This window comes from Flavobacterium sp. WC2409 (assembly GCF_041200085.1).
Lineage (GTDB): Bacteria > Bacteroidota > Bacteroidia > Flavobacteriales > Flavobacteriaceae > Flavobacterium.
Map to the genome: position 1 here is coordinate 2,180,261 of NZ_CP165625.1, position 17,509 is coordinate 2,197,769.

At 33.1% G+C, this 17,509-nt stretch carries 18 protein-coding genes; 13 read left to right on the top strand and 5 right to left on the bottom strand.

Annotated features, from left to right (window positions below; genetic code table 11):
* Positions 1-95: 95 nt before the first annotated feature.
* Positions 96-689: a DedA family protein gene (locus AB3G34_RS09370; protein WP_369752262.1), complete on the bottom strand. Its 594-nt coding sequence runs from the start codon at positions 687-689 to the stop codon at positions 96-98.
* A gap of 139 nt (positions 690-828) precedes the next feature.
* Here AB3G34_RS09370 and AB3G34_RS09375 point away from each other — a divergent pair, with 139 nt between their 5' ends.
* The 4 genes from AB3G34_RS09375 to AB3G34_RS09390 all read left to right on the top strand — a co-directional run bounded on the left by AB3G34_RS09375 (position 829) and on the right by AB3G34_RS09390 (position 4,337).
* The gene (locus tag AB3G34_RS09375; protein WP_369752264.1) at positions 829-1,278 is read left to right on the top strand and encodes a hypothetical protein; all 450 of its coding nucleotides are present in this window, start codon (positions 829-831) and stop codon (positions 1,276-1,278) included.
* 244 nt (positions 1,279-1,522) lie between these two features.
* A complete protein-coding gene (gene rlmD, locus AB3G34_RS09380) occupies positions 1,523-2,935 on the top strand; it encodes a 23S rRNA (uracil(1939)-C(5))-methyltransferase RlmD (protein ID WP_369752265.1) in 1,413 nt (470 codons plus the stop codon).
* A 78-nt stretch (positions 2,936-3,013) separates the two neighbouring features.
* Entirely contained in the window at positions 3,014-3,535 is a 522-nt protein-coding gene (locus tag AB3G34_RS09385; RefSeq protein WP_369752266.1) for a DUF6452 family protein, read from the top strand.
* Positions 3,507-4,337 (top strand): DUF6048 family protein, encoded by an 831-nt coding sequence (locus tag AB3G34_RS09390; protein ID WP_369752267.1) that lies wholly within the window; start codon positions 3,507-3,509, stop codon positions 4,335-4,337. The genes AB3G34_RS09385 and AB3G34_RS09390 overlap by 29 nt, the downstream gene beginning before the upstream one ends.
* 78 nt (positions 4,338-4,415) lie before the next feature.
* Here AB3G34_RS09390 and AB3G34_RS09395 read toward each other — a convergent pair whose 3' ends face one another.
* Positions 4,416-4,652, bottom strand: a complete 237-nt coding sequence (locus AB3G34_RS09395) for a hypothetical protein (protein ID WP_367754313.1) — start codon at positions 4,650-4,652, stop codon at positions 4,416-4,418.
* 127 nt (positions 4,653-4,779) lie between these two features.
* Positions 4,780-5,949, bottom strand: a complete 1,170-nt coding sequence (locus tag AB3G34_RS09400) for a class I SAM-dependent RNA methyltransferase (protein ID WP_367754315.1) — start codon at positions 5,947-5,949, stop codon at positions 4,780-4,782.
* A gap of 161 nt (positions 5,950-6,110) precedes the next feature.
* Between AB3G34_RS09400 and AB3G34_RS09405 the strand changes: the two genes are divergently transcribed.
* From AB3G34_RS09405 to AB3G34_RS09415, 3 genes are all read left to right on the top strand, one after another.
* The gene (locus AB3G34_RS09405) at positions 6,111-6,875 is read left to right on the top strand and encodes a class I SAM-dependent methyltransferase (protein ID WP_369752269.1); all 765 of its coding nucleotides are present in this window, start codon (positions 6,111-6,113) and stop codon (positions 6,873-6,875) included.
* Between the two features lie 41 nt (positions 6,876-6,916).
* Complete coding sequence (locus AB3G34_RS09410) at positions 6,917-7,588, top strand: ZIP family metal transporter (RefSeq protein ID WP_367771154.1); 672 nt, start codon at positions 6,917-6,919, stop codon at positions 7,586-7,588.
* Between the two features lie 334 nt (positions 7,589-7,922).
* Positions 7,923-8,315, top strand: coding sequence for a hypothetical protein (locus AB3G34_RS09415; protein ID WP_369752271.1), 393 nt, complete (start codon positions 7,923-7,925; stop codon positions 8,313-8,315).
* Between the two features lie 1,756 nt (positions 8,316-10,071).
* Here the strand turns inward: AB3G34_RS09415 and AB3G34_RS09420 are convergent.
* Together AB3G34_RS09420 and AB3G34_RS09425 are read right to left on the bottom strand one after the other, a co-directional pair.
* A complete protein-coding gene (locus tag AB3G34_RS09420) occupies positions 10,072-12,459 on the bottom strand; it encodes a TonB-dependent receptor domain-containing protein (RefSeq protein ID WP_369752272.1) in 2,388 nt (795 codons plus the stop codon).
* A 169-nt stretch (positions 12,460-12,628) separates the two neighbouring features.
* Positions 12,629-13,756: a helix-turn-helix domain-containing protein gene (locus tag AB3G34_RS09425; protein WP_369752274.1), complete on the bottom strand. Its 1,128-nt coding sequence runs from the start codon at positions 13,754-13,756 to the stop codon at positions 12,629-12,631.
* Between the two features lie 166 nt (positions 13,757-13,922).
* On the opposite strand from AB3G34_RS09425, the gene murQ reads away from it, so the two are divergent.
* From murQ to AB3G34_RS09455, 6 genes are all read left to right on the top strand, one after another.
* The gene (gene murQ / locus AB3G34_RS09430) at positions 13,923-14,738 is read left to right on the top strand and encodes an N-acetylmuramic acid 6-phosphate etherase (RefSeq protein ID WP_367771160.1); all 816 of its coding nucleotides are present in this window, start codon (positions 13,923-13,925) and stop codon (positions 14,736-14,738) included.
* A gap of 49 nt (positions 14,739-14,787) precedes the next feature.
* Positions 14,788-15,009 (top strand): DUF6095 family protein, encoded by a 222-nt coding sequence (locus tag AB3G34_RS09435; RefSeq protein ID WP_367754328.1) that lies wholly within the window; start codon positions 14,788-14,790, stop codon positions 15,007-15,009.
* Positions 15,009-15,581: a pentapeptide repeat-containing protein gene (locus tag AB3G34_RS09440; RefSeq protein ID WP_367754330.1), complete on the top strand. Its 573-nt coding sequence runs from the start codon at positions 15,009-15,011 to the stop codon at positions 15,579-15,581. The genes AB3G34_RS09435 and AB3G34_RS09440 overlap by 1 nt, the downstream gene beginning before the upstream one ends.
* Position 15,582: 1 nt before the next feature.
* A complete protein-coding gene (locus tag AB3G34_RS09445; protein WP_367771163.1) occupies positions 15,583-16,161 on the top strand; it encodes a DUF1572 family protein in 579 nt (192 codons plus the stop codon).
* Between the two features lie 108 nt (positions 16,162-16,269).
* Entirely contained in the window at positions 16,270-16,644 is a 375-nt protein-coding gene (locus tag AB3G34_RS09450; RefSeq protein ID WP_369752276.1) for a DNA topoisomerase IV, read from the top strand.
* A 49-nt stretch (positions 16,645-16,693) separates the two neighbouring features.
* Entirely contained in the window at positions 16,694-17,464 is a 771-nt protein-coding gene (locus tag AB3G34_RS09455) for a TerC family protein (RefSeq protein ID WP_367754336.1), read from the top strand.
* Positions 17,465-17,509: the final 45 nt, after the last annotated feature.

Here is a 17,509-nt window from a genome sequence, read left to right on the forward strand (position 1 = left end):
TGACCTATCAATACATTGATTTAAAACCAAAGAATAAAAACACTACACTAATTAAATTAATAACAACAAAATAAGTAATGTAACTAAAATACGACTTAGTCGTGTTTCTTCTTAAACTTAAAAAATAATACCACAGTAATACCAATCATAAAGAATACAAAAACTGAATGCCTTACTAGTTCGAGTTCTTTAAGCAGGTACTTCAAGCTGTTGTGAAATAGCATTCCAGCTGTGATATAAAGCGTTATAAAAATAAGGGTTCCAAATCCATTAACTAAAAAAAAAGTACGCCACTTAACACGAAAAAGTCCTGCGAAAATAGGGCTAAAAAATCTAATTTTAGGAATAAAACTCAATAGCAACAAGGTTCTTACACTGTGTTTTCCCATTCCGTCAATGTATTTCTTTTGCATCTTTTCTCCTATTTTATTTTTAAAGCGATTGATTAATTTGTTACCTGAAAAAGCCAACCAATAAAATAAATTATCAATAATAGTAAGCCCACAAAAAGCAGATAATCCTGCATAATACGGATTGATTAGATGTTGCTGCGCAATATAGCCTATGGATAACAAGGTAACTTCCTCTGGAATGGGAGTCAATTGATCTAGAAATAGAAACCAAATGAAAATACCAAAATAGCTTAGTGGATTATATGAAAAGATAAGGCTATACATATCCAATTTCATTAGTTATTCAAATTTACTAAATTAGAAAACCAAATAACTAATTGAATATCATTAAGTTAATTTATAAAAATCAGATTTTAAAATTTCAGTAATTAAATTAGTCTAATTTTGCTTTTCCTAAAAGTAGTAACACACACTTATGCTTTCAAAAGTACAGTTTAAAGAATGGTTTGATCGCTATAAATATGCCGAGTTAGCTGCGACCTCTGCCGCTTTACTAGGTTCTCAATTCAGTCTTTTTTTTAATGGCTTGACAACGGCTTACTTGATTACGTTTACGGAGTATTTTGCTTTTTATGGTGTTATCACTATCATGGCTTACAATCAAACAGCCAAAAAGAACATAGAAAATCAGCAACAAACAACATTTAATAATCTGCTACGAATTGTCAAGAACTTACTCTTAGAATTTGGTTATCCTGCAGTACTAGATATTGCATTTGTTCGGCCGTTTTGTATGTATTGGTTGCCTATTGCAACTGGAAATGCGGTAACGGGAATTATGGCGGGGAAAATTTGTGCTGATGTTGTTTTTTACTTTCTCACGATTGTAAATTACGAATGGATGAAACGTAAAAATCATATCTAGACAAAACCAATTTACACCCAACTCCCCTGCCCCCGATTGTAGTGAAAAAACCGAACTTGTGACAGCTTAGAAAGCCGTGCTAGAAAAGAGCGACCGCAGGAAGCTCCTTTTATAGCCGGATTTGTGCTGTGGCAACGAGGGTTTGTAGCGGAAAGCGGGATTGGGCCCAAATAAAAATGGTTCTTTTTTAAAAATATTTGCCAATTTGAATTTATAAAAGTTTACAAACGCTTATTTTTGCGCCATGGGAAGAAAAAATACAGACAAGGTTGTCTTTCATCAAATAAAAGTCCTTGATGCAGGTGCAAAAGGCGTATCGGTAGCAAAAGCACCGGATGGTAAAGTAGTGTTCATACCGAATGTGGTTCCGGGTGATGTGGTTGATGTACAAACTTTTAAAAAGCGTAAGTCGTTTTATGAAGGAAAAGCAGTGCATTTTCATGAGTTTTCGGAACACCGTGTGGAGCCTGTTTGTGAGCATTTTGGTGTTTGCGGAGGTTGTAAATGGCAAAATATGAACTACAACCAACAGTTGTACTATAAGCAAAATGAGGTCTTGAACCACTTGCAACGCATAGGAAAAATTGAACTTCCAGACTTTGAGCCTATTTTAGGGTCGGAAAAAAAGTTTTTTTACAGAAACAAAATGGAATTTTCGTTTTCTAACAGCCGTTGGTTAACTGAAAAAGAAATTGATAGCACAGAAGATTTAGGAAATAGAAATGCACTAGGTTTCCATATCCCAAAAATGTGGGACAAGATCCTAGACATCAATAAGTGTCATTTACAAGAAGATCCTTCGAACGCGATTAGAAATGAAGTTCGGGATTTTGCTAATGCAAATGGACTGACTTTCTTTAACCCTAGAGAACATTCTGGTTTATTGAGAACGTTAATGTTGCGTACGGCTTCAACAGGAGAAATCATGGTTTTGATTCAGTTTTTTGAAAATGATAAAGCCAATAGAGAATTGATCTTAGATCATTTATACGAGAAATTCCCTCAAATTACTTCATTACAATACGTAGTTAATAACAAAGCGAACGATACTTTATACGACACGGACATCAAACTGTACAAAGGGCGTGACTATATCTTAGAGGAAATGGAAGGATTGAAATTTAGCATTAATGCGAAGTCTTTTTACCAAACCAACTCAGACCAAGCTTATGAATTATACAAAATAACCCGAGATTTTGCTGGATTAACCGGAAATGAAATTGTGTATGATTTATATACAGGAACGGGCACTATTGCTCAGTTTGTTTCTAAAAAAGCAAAAAAAGTAATAGGTGTAGAAAGTGTTCCTGATGCCATTAAAGATGCTAAAGCGAATGCGGTACGCAATGAAATCACAAATTGTGAGTTCTTTGTAGGAGACATGAAAGTGGTATTTAATGATAGTTTCATCGCGCAACACGGACATCCAGATGTAATTATTACAGATCCACCAAGAGACGGAATGCATGCAGCTGTGATTGAACAAATCATGAAAATTGCTCCTGAGAAAATAGTGTATGTAAGTTGTAATTCAGCTACACAAGCGCGTGATTTAGCACTAATGGACGAGAAATACAAAGTAACTCGTGTGCGTCCTGTGGATATGTTTCCGCAAACACATCACGTGGAGAATGTAGTGCTTTTAGAGAGAAGATAAATGGTAACTAGTGATTCGTAAACAGTCATTCGTTAGTAGCTAATTACTATTTACTAATCACTAATCACTTAAAAATATATGAAAAAAATAATACTTTTAGTATTGGCCATTGCATTCACTTTTTCCAGTTGCGAGAAAGATGATATATGTGATGCCAATACCGTCACTACTCCTCGATTGGTAATTACATTTTATGACGTTAACAATCCATCTGTATTGAAAAACGTTACTAATTTAACCATAATTGGAGAAAGTATGACTGATGGGATTACATATAAAGGAAGTACCTTGATTAACGGAAGCACGGGCTCTATCCCCTTAAAAACAGATGTTGATGCAACTAGTTTTCGTTTCATTTTAAATTATGGGAATTCAAATCCAGCATTGGTCTATGAAGACAATTTGTTGTTTAATTATTCTAGGGCTACTATTTTTGTTTCCAGAGCCTGTGGTTTTAAAACCGATTATACTCTAGATCCTATAACCCCTTATGTTCATACCGCTTCCAATGTAGCCGTTGATAAGTGGATTCAATATATTGCAGTAAAAAACAGTACTATCGATAACGAAAATGAAACTCACCTTGAAATATATTTTTAGTATTTGCCTCATTTTTTCTTTGTTTTTAGTAGAAGCACAAGAAACGACTCCTATAAAAACCACTCCCGAAAATAAGAAAACGGAGGAAGGTATTATTCCTGACAATTCGTTTAAAAATGCCAAAGTACTACCTAAACCAGTTATAAAAGACACTGTTATTCCTGCTAAAACTAATCGATACGGTTTGCGTGTAGGGGTTGATTTATTTAAACTGACACGTGCTTTGTACGATAAAGATTATAAAGGAATCGAGTTTGTTGGCGATTACCGACTAACAAAAAAATACTACCTCGCTGCTGAACTGGGAAATGAAAATAAAACGACGGATGACACTCGGTTAAACTCAACCGCCAAAGGCTCATATTTAAAAGCAGGTTTTGATTACAATGCGTATGAAAACTGGCTCGATATGGAGAATATCATTTCTATAGGGATGCGCTATGGTTTTAGTACGTTTAGTCAGCAATTGAACACCTACAAAATTTACAATGCCAATCCTTATTTTGGAGAGGTTCCAGCACTTACTTCTGGAGAAAAATACAGCGGCCTTTCAGCCAGTTGGATTGAAGTGGTTGCAGGAGTTAAAGCTAAAGTATTCAACAATGTATTTGTGGGATTCGGCTTTCAACTGAAAATGTTAGTTTCCAATAAAAAACCAGGGAATTTTGATAACCTATATATTCCGGGATTCAATAGAACCTATAATGGAGATTTTGGCGTAGGATTTAATTATACAGTATCGTATTTCATTCCTATTTATAAAAAGAAAGTAGTACCAGTTACTCCTCCTAAAAAACAATAAAAATAAACACTATAAAAAATAAAAAGGAGCTAATTATACGATTATAATTAGCTCCTTTTTTTATGTAGTTAAACAGTGTTATCCTATTTCCTTTACCTCTTTCATAAAAATCCATCTCATATACAACTTCTCCCCATCATTCGTTTTAATCGATTTGAATTTAGGTGCTAAAATTGTTCCTACCATAAAGGCAGTCATTGGAATCCAAAATCCAGTTAAACCTGTATAACGTTCTGCCAAATAACGTACGGATATAAATAAAATGGCGAAACAACCCATTTGATATAAAAATGCTCTTACTTGTAATTTTGTCATGCTATTTTGTTTAAAGTTTAAGGTTTAAAAAAGTTTAAAGTTGGATAATGTTTATCAATGATAAATTTGTACCCTTCTATTTTCTTTTTTCTTTCCTCTTTTTTCTATATTTTATATTCTTATTTCACTATTCCCCTTCAGTTACCTGAAATTTTGTTCTCTTACTACCCTCGTACATTTCGTATTTTACTAAACGTGCTTCGATACTTGCGTTGAAAAGTTTGATTTTTCTTGAAGGTTTTAACCCTACAAATTTCAAAGCTTCCAGGTTTCCAGTAATGAACCAAGCATTAGTTCCAGGATAATTTTTCTTTAGAGTATCTCCAATATTCTTATAGAATTCTTCCATATGAATATCCAATCGTTCATCATAAGGCGGATTAAATACCATATGTAATTTTCCTTCGGTAGTTTTCTCCGTATCAAAGAAGTTTTTCTCTTCAATCGTGATGTATTCATCCAAATTGGCATTCTTGATATTGTCTTTGGCTTTTTGAACTGCCGATGGTGCTTTATCGTATCCTTTTATCGTGTGATGAAACTCACGTACTCTTTTTAACAAGCTGTCCGTAATATTATCAAACAATTCATTATCCCAATCGTGCCATTTTTCAAAAGCAAATTCTTTTCGGTTAATGTTCGCTGGAATGTTACAAGCAATCATAGCCGCTTCCGCTAAGAAAGTTCCTGAACCACACATTGGATCTAAAAAATCCGTTTGTCCGTCCCAACCAGAAAGTAACAAAACTCCTGCTGCCAAAACTTCGTTGATTGGCGCAATATTAGTTGCTGTTCTGTATCCACGTTGGTGTAATGAATTCCCTGAGGTATCAAGAGCAACCGAAACTTGGTCTCTATCAATATGAATGTTGATTCTTAAATCGGGATGGATTTTATCAATGCTTGGACGTTGTCCTGTGCGCTCTCTAAATTGATCTACAATAGCATCTTTACACTTTTGAGAAACAAATTCGGAGTGATTAAAGTTATCTGAATGCACCGTAGCATCAATCACAAAAGTTTGATTGGCATTAATATATCTTGACCAGTTCACACCAGTAATCCCTTTGTATAAAGCTTGTTCGTTATTTGCCTTAAAAAAATAAATGGGTTTTAGGATTTTTAATGCGGTACGCAACGATAAATTCGCTTTGTACATAAATCCCTTATCTCCTTTAAAACTCACCATTCTTACACCCTGCTCCACGTCTTGCGCGCCTAACATTTGTAATTCCTTTGCTAATATTTCCTCAAAACCAAAAAAGGTTTTGGCAACCATCTTAAAATTATTTTCCATTTTTTTGTATCAATTAAAACAGACCTATTTCTGCTTTATGTTTAACCCCTGATGAAAATCAGAGAATTCTCTACGTGAATCTCCGTCTATCTCCTCAGAATCGTTATTTTTCAGCAAAAATACACTAAATTTGCCGGATAGAATAAATTGAAAAAGAATAAATGTCTGAAGAACAAAAATCAAACCCTATAAATCAAGAAGAACCAGCACCAACATGGTTCAGTTCTTGGTTCGATACTCCCTATTATCACATCCTTTATAAAGAGAGAAACTATAGAGAAGCGCAGCTATTTATGGATAATATTACCCATTACCTCAACCTTCCTGAGAAAGCGAAAGTGCTTGACTTGGCTTGCGGTAAAGGCCGTCATTCTATTTATTTGAACCAACTGGGATTTAATGTCTTAGGCGCTGATTTGTCGGAGAATAGTATCGCTGAAGCCAACAAAAATGCCAACGACTCTTTACACTTCAAAGTACACGACATGCGTGAACCTTTTGAAGAAAAATTTGATGCGATATTTAATTTGTTCACTAGTTTTGGTTATTTCGAAAACGACGATGACAATTTAACCACTTTAAAAGCCATCAAAGAAAGCTTGTCTGACTATGGTTTTGCCGTAATTGACTTCATGAATGTCAAACAAGTGCTCGATACATTAGTTCCTGAAGAAACAAAAACGGTTGAAGGCATCGATTTTCATCTGAAACGCTATTTAAAAGACGGACATATCTATAAAGAAATCGACTTTGAAGACAAAGGACAAAAATTTCATTATACCGAAAAAGTAAAAGCCTTAACTCTTCAAGATTTTGAAGCATTAATGGAAGAAGCAGGAATTTATCTTTTGGATATTTTTGGCGATTACAAGTTGAAAAAATTCTACAAAAATGATAGCGAACGCTTAATTATGATATTTAAGTAGTTGGATAATCCATTCAACAAATAAACGATTCAACAAAAAACATGAATTACCTTTTACCCTTACTTTCTGTACTGTTAGGCTATATCATTGCATCAATTTTAAAACCAAAAAACAAAACCAACCTCAAGCTATTATTGGCTTTTAGTGGGTCTTTTTTATTGTCTTTAACCGTGATGCACTTGCTTCCTGATGTTTACGAAAGCAAAGACAGCAACATAGGTATCTTTATCATGTTAGGGATTTTGTTCCAAATCATACTAGAATTTTTCTCTAAAGGGGCAGAACATGGACACGTTCATGGACACGAAAACATGAACCATATTCCGTGGTTATTGTTCATCAGTCTTTGTATTCATGCCTTCTTAGAAGGATTCCCTGTAGGCCATCATCATGATAATCTAGCCATTGGTATCGCCATTCATCACCTGCCTATTGCCATCATCTTGACTACCTTTTTCATCAATTCGCATTTGAATCCAAAAGCCATTTTTGCCTTCATGATCACCTTTGCCGTCATGACGCCACTAGGAACACTCGCATCCGATTATTTACCTTTTTTAAACCAATATACTACTCAAATCACAGCCGTAGTCATTGGGATATTATTCCATATTTCATCTACCATTATTTTTGAAAGTAGCGAAGGACATAAATTCAACATTGCCAAAGTTTCCATGATTATCCTAGGAATCTTACTGGCTTACTTTTTATAATAGTACCATTTGGGCGTGCCCCTTCGTAAAAACTTCGGGTCGGGCTATTCACTTCAATCTTTTTATTTTTAAAGAAAAAATAAAAAGGATTTCCGCTATTATCCCTCACGCAACACAAGTACACATTACAAATGAATGGTTTACCTCAAAACCAGTATCAGAAAAAAATTACAATTCCCTGATAAACAGACAAAAGTTGTTTATATTTGAGAATGAATAAAGTCTGACTGGAGTCAGATCAATCTACGTAATATTGGGGCGTTACTTCTGAATTTTTTAGACTTATATACAAGTTTTCATAAAGTTTAGAGAACCGAAACAGAAAGAACGAAAAATGGAATTAAGACTTGAAGTAGATTTGAAATTAGACAAAAGTGGAAATTCTTTTCCTTGTGGTACATTAATTTTAATGAATAATAAAGCAGTTAAACTTATTGAACATTCAAACACCAACTTTATAATACAAGAATTTAGTAAAGAAGCATTTCCTATTAAACCAAATAATTACGAGGTTGAATACTTACACAAATACAATCTAATTTCGGAAGTACATAACGCAACTATCCAAATAAAAGATGGCTTTAAGTTTTATACAAAACTTAGCCAAAATGAAAAATTTAAAATAAAATGGATGGTTTTAGTTGATTGGAGCAAACAACCTGAAAACACATGGAAAGTTTTTATTTTCATTACGGCAACAATACTTGCTATTATTGGTTTAATATAATTAAAAGAAATAAACATATAATCACCAATCTGGTGGTCGATTGCATCGAGTACCTACTTTCTTGTATGAACAAAATAAAGCGTTTTTAATGCGGTTTATTAATTAAAGATTTACTGTTTCCCTCAACTTGTAATATTTATTGTCGAAATACTAGATGAGATTGCTTCGTTCCTCGCAATGACAAAGTGCATCAAATTATAAATTCTGTAATACTTAAACTTTCTGTACTTCAATTCGCTACACAAATAAAGCAAATAGTACTATCCACAATCAAAGTCATAGTGAGGCCACTCTGGTGTGCGATTGCATCGAGTACTTACTTTCTTGTTTGAACAAAATAAAGCGGTTTTAATGCAGTTTATTAACAGATTGATTTCCAACTTCCCTCATCTTGTAATCTTCATTGTCGAAATACTAGTTGAGATTGCTTCGCTCCGTGCAATGACAAATTGCATCAAATTATAAATTCTGTAATACTTAAATTTTTTGTACTTCAATTCGCTACACAAATAAAGCAAATAGTACTATCCAAAGTCATAGCGAGGAACGAAGCTATCACACTAAAACACATCGACAATAAAACTAAAAAATATGACAACGGAAACACTAGATGAGATTGGTACTTTCTTCGCAATGAATTAGTTATTGCTAGAAAAAAAATACGCATAAAATCCGTTTTCATCAACGTTTTGCTTTAGCAATCCGTTTTATCCGCGTTCTAAACTAAACGATTGACTTTCCCAATCTAATAGAAACTGTTCTTCATTGCCGAAATACTAGATGAGATTGGTACTTTCCTCGCAATGACAAAGTACATCAAATTATAAATTCTGTAATACTTAAACCTTCTGTACTTCAATTCGATACACAAATAAAGCAAATAGTACTATCCAAAGTCATAGCGAGGAATGAAGCTATCACACTAAAACACATCGACAATAAAACTAAAAAATATGACAACGGAAACACTAGATGAGATTGGTACTTTCTTCGCAATGAATTAGTTATTGCTAGAAAAAAAATACGCATAAAATCCGTTTTCATCAACGTTTTGCTTTAGCAATCCGTTTTATCCGCGTTCTAAACTAAACGATTGACTTTCTGAGTCTGATAGAAACTGTTCTTCATTGCCGAAATACTAGATGAGATTGGTACTTTCCACGCAATGACAAAGTGCATCAAATTATAAATTCTGTAATACTTAAATTTTTTGTACTTCAATTCGCTACACAAATAAAGCAAATAGTACTATCCACAATCAAAGTCATAGCGAGGAACGAAGCTATCACTCTAAAACACATCGACAATAAAACTAAAAAATATGACAACGGAAACACTAGATGAGATTGGTACTTTCTTCGCAATGGATTAGTTATTGCTAGAAAAAAAATACGCATAAAATCCGTTTTCATCAACGTTTTGCTTTTGCAATCCGTTTTATCCGCGTTCTAACCTAAACGACTGACTTTCCCAGTCGGATAGAAACTGTTCATTATTGCCAAAACACTAGATGAGACTGCTTCGTTCCTCGCAATGACTTAGCTAATAGTAAAGAATAGATAATCATGAACCCTTCTAGTAAGAATCTTTAAGCCGTGTCCAGAAAGAGTTTCGTCAATGAAAATCTAAAAAATGAATTTAAATTTAAAATTGGGTTAGACATTTAATCTACTTATAGTTAAAACAAAGTAAAAAATCATTTACTAGGAATGATTTTCTACTTTGTTTTAAAGACTATCTTCTCAGATAATTGGTATTATCTCCCTGTTCTATTTTTCTCTTCTTGATTCCCAAAATCTCTATCTTTTACATTTATTTTTTTGTTCCCAAAATTATAAACCACAGATAAACGTACAAATCGATTGCTTTCATTATTGTTATATACTTGTCTCACTCCATTTACAACCGAAACAAAATCTTTTAAATAAGAAGTATTAAAAACATCATTAGCCAGAAACGCCACTTGAACACTTTTATTAAACAAATCTTGCTTAAAACCAATATTTAGACTTGACATATAACCTACTGTATATAGTCCTTGCTTATAAGGAGGAGTATAACTAAAATCAATTTGCAATTTTGCCGTTTTACTTAATGAAAAAGTATTGTTTGTAGAAAGATCAATTTCCAGACCATTTGTTGGCGTCGCATTTATCGCATTTGTAAAATTTGTTTTTGATCCTAAAAGATACAATGAATTTTCACTTTGCCACCAATCCATAAAATTAGCAGAATAAGTCTCTCCAATACCGTAATTTACCCCTTTAAAATAATTCTCTCTTGTCACAATTAGTGTATTGGTTTTTGGATTTGATGTAAATAGCACACCATAGCCATCTGTAATAACATTTAGGAAAACACTTGTTCTTAAAATTTCTTTATACGAATGAGAAAATTCAAAATTATCACTGAAAGAAGGCTTCAAAAACGGGTTTCCTTCTGAATAGCTATTACTGCTGATGTAAATACGAAACGGATTCAATAAGTCAAAACGAGGTCTATTGATTCTTTTTCCGTAATTCAAACTGAAATTATTGTTCTCGTTTTCGTTATAAGAAGCATAAAATGTTGGAAATAATTTTAAATAATTATTCACTGTTTCTTGATTCAAATTTTCAGAAAAACCATTGGTTTTAGTATTCTCTAATCGCAATCCCAATTGAAAATTCCATTTTTCATTAATTTTTTTAGCTCCATTAATGTAAACTGCCTGATTATTTTCGGTGTACTTAAATCGGTTTGATTGCTGAGGATCTAATTCTGGACTTCCAGTAATGGTATTAAAATAGAAAACATCGCTCTTGCTATTTGTAAAACTCATCTTTGCACCATACGATAATTGCAACGCTTGAAGCGGATGTTCCATATCTGCCTTGAAACTAAAGTTATTAATATCTTGATTCGAAATATTTCGGCCTGACTGATTTATAGCTATAAATGTCATATCTGCCTCGTAGTTATTAGCAACAAACTTTCGATCAAATTTGGAATTATAATCGAAATAATCTACATCAAATGATAATTTTCGGTTAAGGGAATCCAGTTTTGTAATCAAATGCACATTATACGTTTGATTGCTAGATTCTTTGTCAGCGAAGCTAGTATTGAGTATGTAATTCTGTAATTGCTTTTGTTTATTGTATCTGTCAATTCTAATATCTGATTGAAAATCAGGATTGTTTTTGGAGTTTAAATATTGAAAACCAACCGTTGTTTTTTCTGAAAAATCATAATCTAAAGCTAATTTTCCTGATGCATTTTCGTCTTTTACTTTTGTTCTCGCTTTCAAAATCGAAAGCCCTTCTACGAAATACACCTCAGAAACTTCATCGGCATTTTTATATCCCGTTTTTCCATTTATACTTGCAGAAAAACGGAACTTATTTTTACTGAAAAAGAAATTATTTCTTAAAGAATAAATGCCATATTTATTTTGATCGTAAGAAGCTGTAGTCGTGTTTTTCCAGGAATCACGTGCTCCCTTTTTCATGATAATATTAATTAATCCACCAGTTCCTTCCGCTTCGTATTTTGCTGGCGGATTACTGATAATTTCAATGTTTTTAATATCACTTGCCGAAATTGATTTTAAAAAGTTGTTCAACTCCTCAGCAGTCAACTCAATCATTCTTCCGTCAATCATCACTCGAGAAGCTCCTTTTCCTAGAATAGTGATCACATTACTTTGCACCACAACTCCTGGCGCTGTATTTATGGCACTTAATGCATCACCACCAACCGTTGTAACATTATTTTCTAGATTATAAACCACACGATCTGTTTTCTGTTCGATGGTATTCCTTTTAGCTTGAATGACAATTTCATTCAAATTTGTTGCATTCTCTTTTAAAAGAATTGTACCTAAATCGAAATCATTTTCTATTGCAATTTCTTTTTCGTAGTCTGTAAATCCTAAAAGACTTACACCTATTTTATAAAAACCTTTTTTAATATTAATTTCAAAAGTACCATCTTGTTTAGTTGTAGTACCGTCAATAATTTTCCCCTGTGAATTTGATATGGAAACATCAGCCCATTGTAAGGGAGTTGTTTCACTAACTATTTTTCCTTTCAATTTTAAAGGTGCTTGCGCTAAACAAAACAAAGGCAATAATAAAAAAATAAGGAGGTTCACTTTTTTCATAATTTCTAATTTTAAACTTGTTCGATTAATTTGAAGCAAAGTTGCCTTAGAAATTTTCAGAATTCGACCGACAAAAAAAAGTCGAACCAATTTCTATTTAAAAAATTGGTTCGACTTTTTCAAGTATGAAGTTCGACTTTTTACAAAACCTTTATAGTGAAGCGTTTCGTTAAGAGGTAGGCGTTAGATTAGTATATTTTTTAAAAGACGTATTGAAGGATGATTTTGAATTAAAACCTACTTCGTACAAAATTTCTAAAACGGTAAGCTGACTTTTGGATTGATCTTTTAAAATATGCATCGCTTTTTGAATGCGATATTCATTCACAAAATCAAAAAAGTGCTGGTTCATACGATGGTTAATCAACACTGATAAATCCCGAACTGGAATATTAATTTGATTAGAGAGTTCTTGAATTGTAAGCGACGGATCTAGATAAGGCTCCTTCTCTATCATATAATTTTTTAATGCTAAAATTTGAGAAGATACAAATTCGTCTTTATTGCTTATTATTTCTTTTGTAACCTCATTTTCTTCAGGAAGAAAATCTTTTGTCAGTTGCAATTTAGAATTGATTCCTCTAAAAAGTTCAGGATGATTTAGAGCTTTCATTACTAACCAACAAGTAATAAATAAAGCGACACTCCCTACTACAACATTTAACCAAAGAAACAGTTGTCTGAAATCGCTGTAACGCAATACATTTTTTAATGCCACCAAGCAGTGTGCGATAAGAAAAACGGTTGTCATCTGAAAAAGATACTTGTACGTAGAAGTACTTGGATTGGTATAGTTTTCCAGATAAATCTCTCTATATTTCTTCAAAATTAAAAATGAGCTCACGATATAAAACACGTATTGCAATTCAATTAAAACCTGTATAAAGTATATTTCTGGCATTTGCTCTAGAAATTCAAAAATTTCCTTTTCAGTATCACTAGCAAGATAAAGTCTTGGAAGAAAAACTAAATTAACTAGCACAATAGGAAATAAATGCACTAAATGCTTCCATTTTAATTTAAAATCAGAATAACAAACTGCTAACACATAAAGATAAAACAAAGGCATTGCCAACAAACAGATTGTCCATCTAAAAATCACTAAATTGACATAATCTTGAATATAATCTAAAACAAAAAAACCACAAAGGTCAATAGCAGAGACAATAAAGAACCACGCAAATAAACGGTTAGCTAATTTATTTTCGGTTTTAACGGTCAGTAAAAAAAATGCCATCAATAAAGACACAAAAACCCCGATGCGAGCAATCCCTTGCAATAAGCTTATTCTATCCATTTATCTTTTAATATGTAACAAATATAATATTTTAGTTCTTTTAACAAGAATTCGTCAGAGCGATAATGTGAACAAAATGAGAAATTAAATGTTTGTGACTTTACGCTATAAATTTCGAGATTGCGATAAAAAAGATTATTTTTGGGGAGTTCAACTATACTAAAAAATGACTTTCACAAAAACTACCGAGCAATCCTCAAAATACGAGCATCTTGAAAAAATGTCCGTTCACGAATTATTGACAAATATCAATCAAGAAGACAAAACTGTTCCTCATGCTGTTGAAAAAGCATTGCCACAAATAGAAACTTTAGTCACTCAAATTGTTGCTAAAATGAAGTTGGGAGGCCGACTTTTCTACATTGGAGCAGGAACTTCGGGACGATTGGGCGTGGTAGATGCTTCAGAATGTCCGCCTACTTTTGGTGTACCCTTTGATCTCGTGGTAGGAATTATTGCAGGTGGTGATATGGCGATACGCAGAGCGGTAGAAAATGCCGAAGATAATAACACTCAAGCTTGGAAAGATTTACAAGAACAAAATATAAATACCAATGATGTTGTAATAGGAATTGCAGCATCAGGAACAACACCTTATGTTATAGGTGGTTTGCAAGCCTGCAACGAAAACAAAATTATTACAGGTAGTATTTCATGTAATGCAGGAAGTCCACTTTCTCTTACGGCACAGTTCCCTATTGATGTAGTAGTAGGTCCAGAGTTTGTTACTGGAAGCTCAAGAATGAAAGCAGGAACAGCTCAGAAATTAGTATTAAACATGATTTCTACAGCTACGATGATCCAACTAGGAAAAGTAAAAGGAAACAAAATGGTCGACATGCAATTGAGCAATAGTAAACTGGTTGATCGAGGTGTAAAAATGATTATGGGTGAAATCCCAGTAACCTACGAGCAAGGTGCTGAGTTATTAAAAACATATGGCAGCGTGCGGAAAGCGGTAGACTTTTACAATAATAAGTAGTACACAGCATACAAAGAACTTGAAACTTTAAACCTGAAACAAAAAAATAATGGCAACAAATAAAGAGATGTTATCCAAAGGAATCAAATATTTAGCATGGGCTTTGCCGTTGTTGTTTATCGGTCCGTCTTTGATTTATAATGCATTTATGAACAAACAAAACGTTTGGCACTATTTGGTTTTGGCAATTGGAATAATGGCATGCATTGGAGCAATGTATTTGATGTTTCTAGGTTTAAAAACAATTATGAAAGGCATATTTAACGACTAATGGAAGAATTAATACACATTCAAAAAACCTTTGAAAAAGTAGTCTTTATTGACAAAAAAGTAAGTAATCGAGAATTTGAAGATTGTACTTTTAAAAATTGTGATTTCTCAAATAGTAATTTCTCCTATAATAGTTTTCTAGATTGTGAATTCATCGATTGCAATCTATCGATGACAAAATTATCAGGAACAAGCATGAAAAGCATTCAATTTAGAAACTGCAAACTACTCGGAATTCAATTTGAGGAATGCGACGATTTCTTGTTTAATGTTAATTTCCAAGAATGTGTTCTCGATTATTCTTCCTTTGCCAATAAGAAAATGCCAAAAACAAAATTCAATTCTTGTTCGTTACAAGAGGTAACTTTTGTTGGTACTAATCTGACGCAAGCCATTTTTGATGATAGTAATCTAGAAGGCGCTATTTTTAATAATACGCAACTAGCGGGAGCTGATTTTTCGAAAGCCTCTAATTTTAAAATTGATCCCGAATTCAATCCCATGAAAAAAGCCAAGTTTTCTACACAAGGAATTATTGGACTTTTGGATAAATACGATATTAAAATTCAATAAAATGGAAACGAATCAACTGTATCTTGAAAGTGTAAAAAAGCAAATGCACTATTACAAAACAATCGGTGAGAAAGCAATCAATCAATTAGAACCGGAACAGCTATTTATTACATCAAACGATGATTCTAATAGCATTTCGACAATTGTAAAACACCTTTCGGGAAATATGCTTTCGCGCTGGACCAATTTCCTAACGACCGATGGGGAAAAAGAATGGAGAAATAGGGATTTGGAATTTGAAAATGAACCACAAACCAAAGAAGAAGTATTAGCAATATGGAATACTGGCTGGGATTGTTTTTTTAAAGCAATTGATTCTCTGCTTCCGGAACAGCTTTTACAAATTATATACATTCGAAATGAAGGACAAACAGCAATGGATGCCATCAACAGACAATTGGCTCATTATCCGTATCATGTAGGTCAAATCGTTTTTTATGCTAAGCAATTAAAAAATACAAATTGGGATAGTTTATCCATCCCGAAAAACAATTCAAAAGAGTATAATTCGGAGAAATTTGCTCAGGAAAAGAGCATCAAACATTTCACTGATGCCGAATTAAAAAGACTAAACAAATAAGGAACCGCTAATCAACTAGCCCTGATAGCAGTGGAAATCCTTTTTATCCTGATTTTTTTCAGGATAAAAAGATTGAAACGAATAGCAGGAATAAGCTTCAAAAAAAATATGAAAAAAATACTATTACTTCCTATACTGCTCTCTATTGTGTCCTGTTATAATGTTGAACACAACTGCAAAGACTTTAAAACAGGGAAATTTCGTTTTGAATATGAAGTCGATGGGGTAAAAAAAGTAACCCTTTTTGAGCGAAATGACAGCATTGAAATTGAAAATTTTGAAGGTAAGATTGATACCGCATCGATTCGATGGGTAAACGATTGTGAGTATATTTTGAAGAAATTGCATCCAAAAAATATGGCGGAAGAAAAATCAATCGACATGAAAATTTTGTCAACATCAGGAAACACCTATATATTCGAATTTGGTATTGTAGGGACTGCACAAAAACAAAAAGGGACTGTTACTAAACTTAAAGACTAAACTTAAAGACTAAACTTAAAGACTTTTTTATAATTCTTAACTCAATAAAATGGAAGTATTTTTAAATCCTGATGCTTGGATTGCCCTGTTAACATTGACTTTTTTAGAGATTGTACTTGGAATCGATAATATTATTTTCATTTCAATTGCTACGGGTAAACTGCCCGTTGAAAGCCGTAAAAAAGCCACCAAAATAGGAATGTTCTTGGCTATGTTCATGAGAATCGGTCTGTTGTTTGGTATTAATTTATTGATTCAAATGAAAGAACCTTGGTTTACGATTGACCTAAGTTGGTTCTCTGCTGGAGTAACGGGACAAAGTCTCATATTACTTTTTGGTGGATTATTTCTTATCTATAAAAGCACTAATGAAATTCGTGAAAAAGTAGATGAAAAAGGACATGAGGAAAAAGAACTGGGTAAAGCGGCTACAAAATCATTTCAGAATGTATTACTACAAATTATTATGATTGATTTGGTTTTCTCTTTTGATAGTATTCTAACTGCTGTAGGGATGACTAATGGTGTTCATGGTGCTATATATATCATGATTACCGCTGTTGTAATTTCGGTATTAATTATGATGCAGTTTGCCGTTCCTGTTGGGACATTTGTGAACAACCATCCTTCCATCCAGATTTTAGGACTTTCCTTTTTGATCTTAATTGGCATGATGCTACTCACTGAAAGTGCTCATTTATCGGATGCACTTATTTTTGGTAGCCATGTGACACCGGTCCCAAAAGGCTATTTGTATTTTGCCATTTCCTTCTCCCTTTTTGTAGAAGTCATCAACATGAAAGTAACTAAAAAGAAATAAAAATTAGTAACTAAAAAAGCTTTCGTTTCGGCGGAAGCTTTTTTT

Excerpts from the sequence above, each read along its gene's own strand:
- AB3G34_RS09395 (WP_367754313.1), bottom strand. The coding sequence starts at position 4,652 with ATGACAAAATTACAAGTAAGAGCATTTTTATATCAAATGGGTTGTTTC.
- AB3G34_RS09455 (WP_367754336.1), top strand. The coding sequence starts at position 16,694 with ATGGAAGTATTTTTAAATCCTGATGCTTGGATTGCCCTGTTAACATTG.
- AB3G34_RS09445 (WP_367771163.1), top strand. The coding sequence starts at position 15,583 with ATGGAAACGAATCAACTGTATCTTGAAAGTGTAAAAAAGCAAATGCAC.
- AB3G34_RS09370 (WP_369752262.1), bottom strand. The coding sequence starts at position 689 with ATGAAATTGGATATGTATAGCCTTATCTTTTCATATAATCCACTAAGC.
- AB3G34_RS09440 (WP_367754330.1), top strand. The coding sequence starts at position 15,009 with ATGGAAGAATTAATACACATTCAAAAAACCTTTGAAAAAGTAGTCTTT.
- AB3G34_RS09400 (WP_367754315.1), bottom strand. The coding sequence starts at position 5,949 with ATGGAAAATAATTTTAAGATGGTTGCCAAAACCTTTTTTGGTTTTGAG.
- AB3G34_RS09385 (WP_369752266.1), top strand. The coding sequence starts at position 3,014 with ATGAAAAAAATAATACTTTTAGTATTGGCCATTGCATTCACTTTTTCC.
- AB3G34_RS09415 (WP_369752271.1), top strand. The coding sequence starts at position 7,923 with ATGGAATTAAGACTTGAAGTAGATTTGAAATTAGACAAAAGTGGAAAT.
- AB3G34_RS09405 (WP_369752269.1), top strand. The coding sequence starts at position 6,111 with ATGTCTGAAGAACAAAAATCAAACCCTATAAATCAAGAAGAACCAGCA.
- AB3G34_RS09410 (WP_367771154.1), top strand. The coding sequence starts at position 6,917 with ATGAATTACCTTTTACCCTTACTTTCTGTACTGTTAGGCTATATCATT.
- AB3G34_RS09435 (WP_367754328.1), top strand. The coding sequence starts at position 14,788 with ATGGCAACAAATAAAGAGATGTTATCCAAAGGAATCAAATATTTAGCA.
- AB3G34_RS09420 (WP_369752272.1), bottom strand. The coding sequence starts at position 12,459 with ATGAAAAAAGTGAACCTCCTTATTTTTTTATTATTGCCTTTGTTTTGT.
- rlmD (WP_369752265.1), top strand. The coding sequence starts at position 1,523 with ATGGGAAGAAAAAATACAGACAAGGTTGTCTTTCATCAAATAAAAGTC.
- AB3G34_RS09450 (WP_369752276.1), top strand. The coding sequence starts at position 16,270 with ATGAAAAAAATACTATTACTTCCTATACTGCTCTCTATTGTGTCCTGT.
- AB3G34_RS09390 (WP_369752267.1), top strand. The coding sequence starts at position 3,507 with ATGAAACTCACCTTGAAATATATTTTTAGTATTTGCCTCATTTTTTCT.
- murQ (WP_367771160.1), top strand. The coding sequence starts at position 13,923 with ATGACTTTCACAAAAACTACCGAGCAATCCTCAAAATACGAGCATCTT.
- AB3G34_RS09425 (WP_369752274.1), bottom strand. The coding sequence starts at position 13,756 with ATGGATAGAATAAGCTTATTGCAAGGGATTGCTCGCATCGGGGTTTTT.
- AB3G34_RS09375 (WP_369752264.1), top strand. The coding sequence starts at position 829 with ATGCTTTCAAAAGTACAGTTTAAAGAATGGTTTGATCGCTATAAATAT.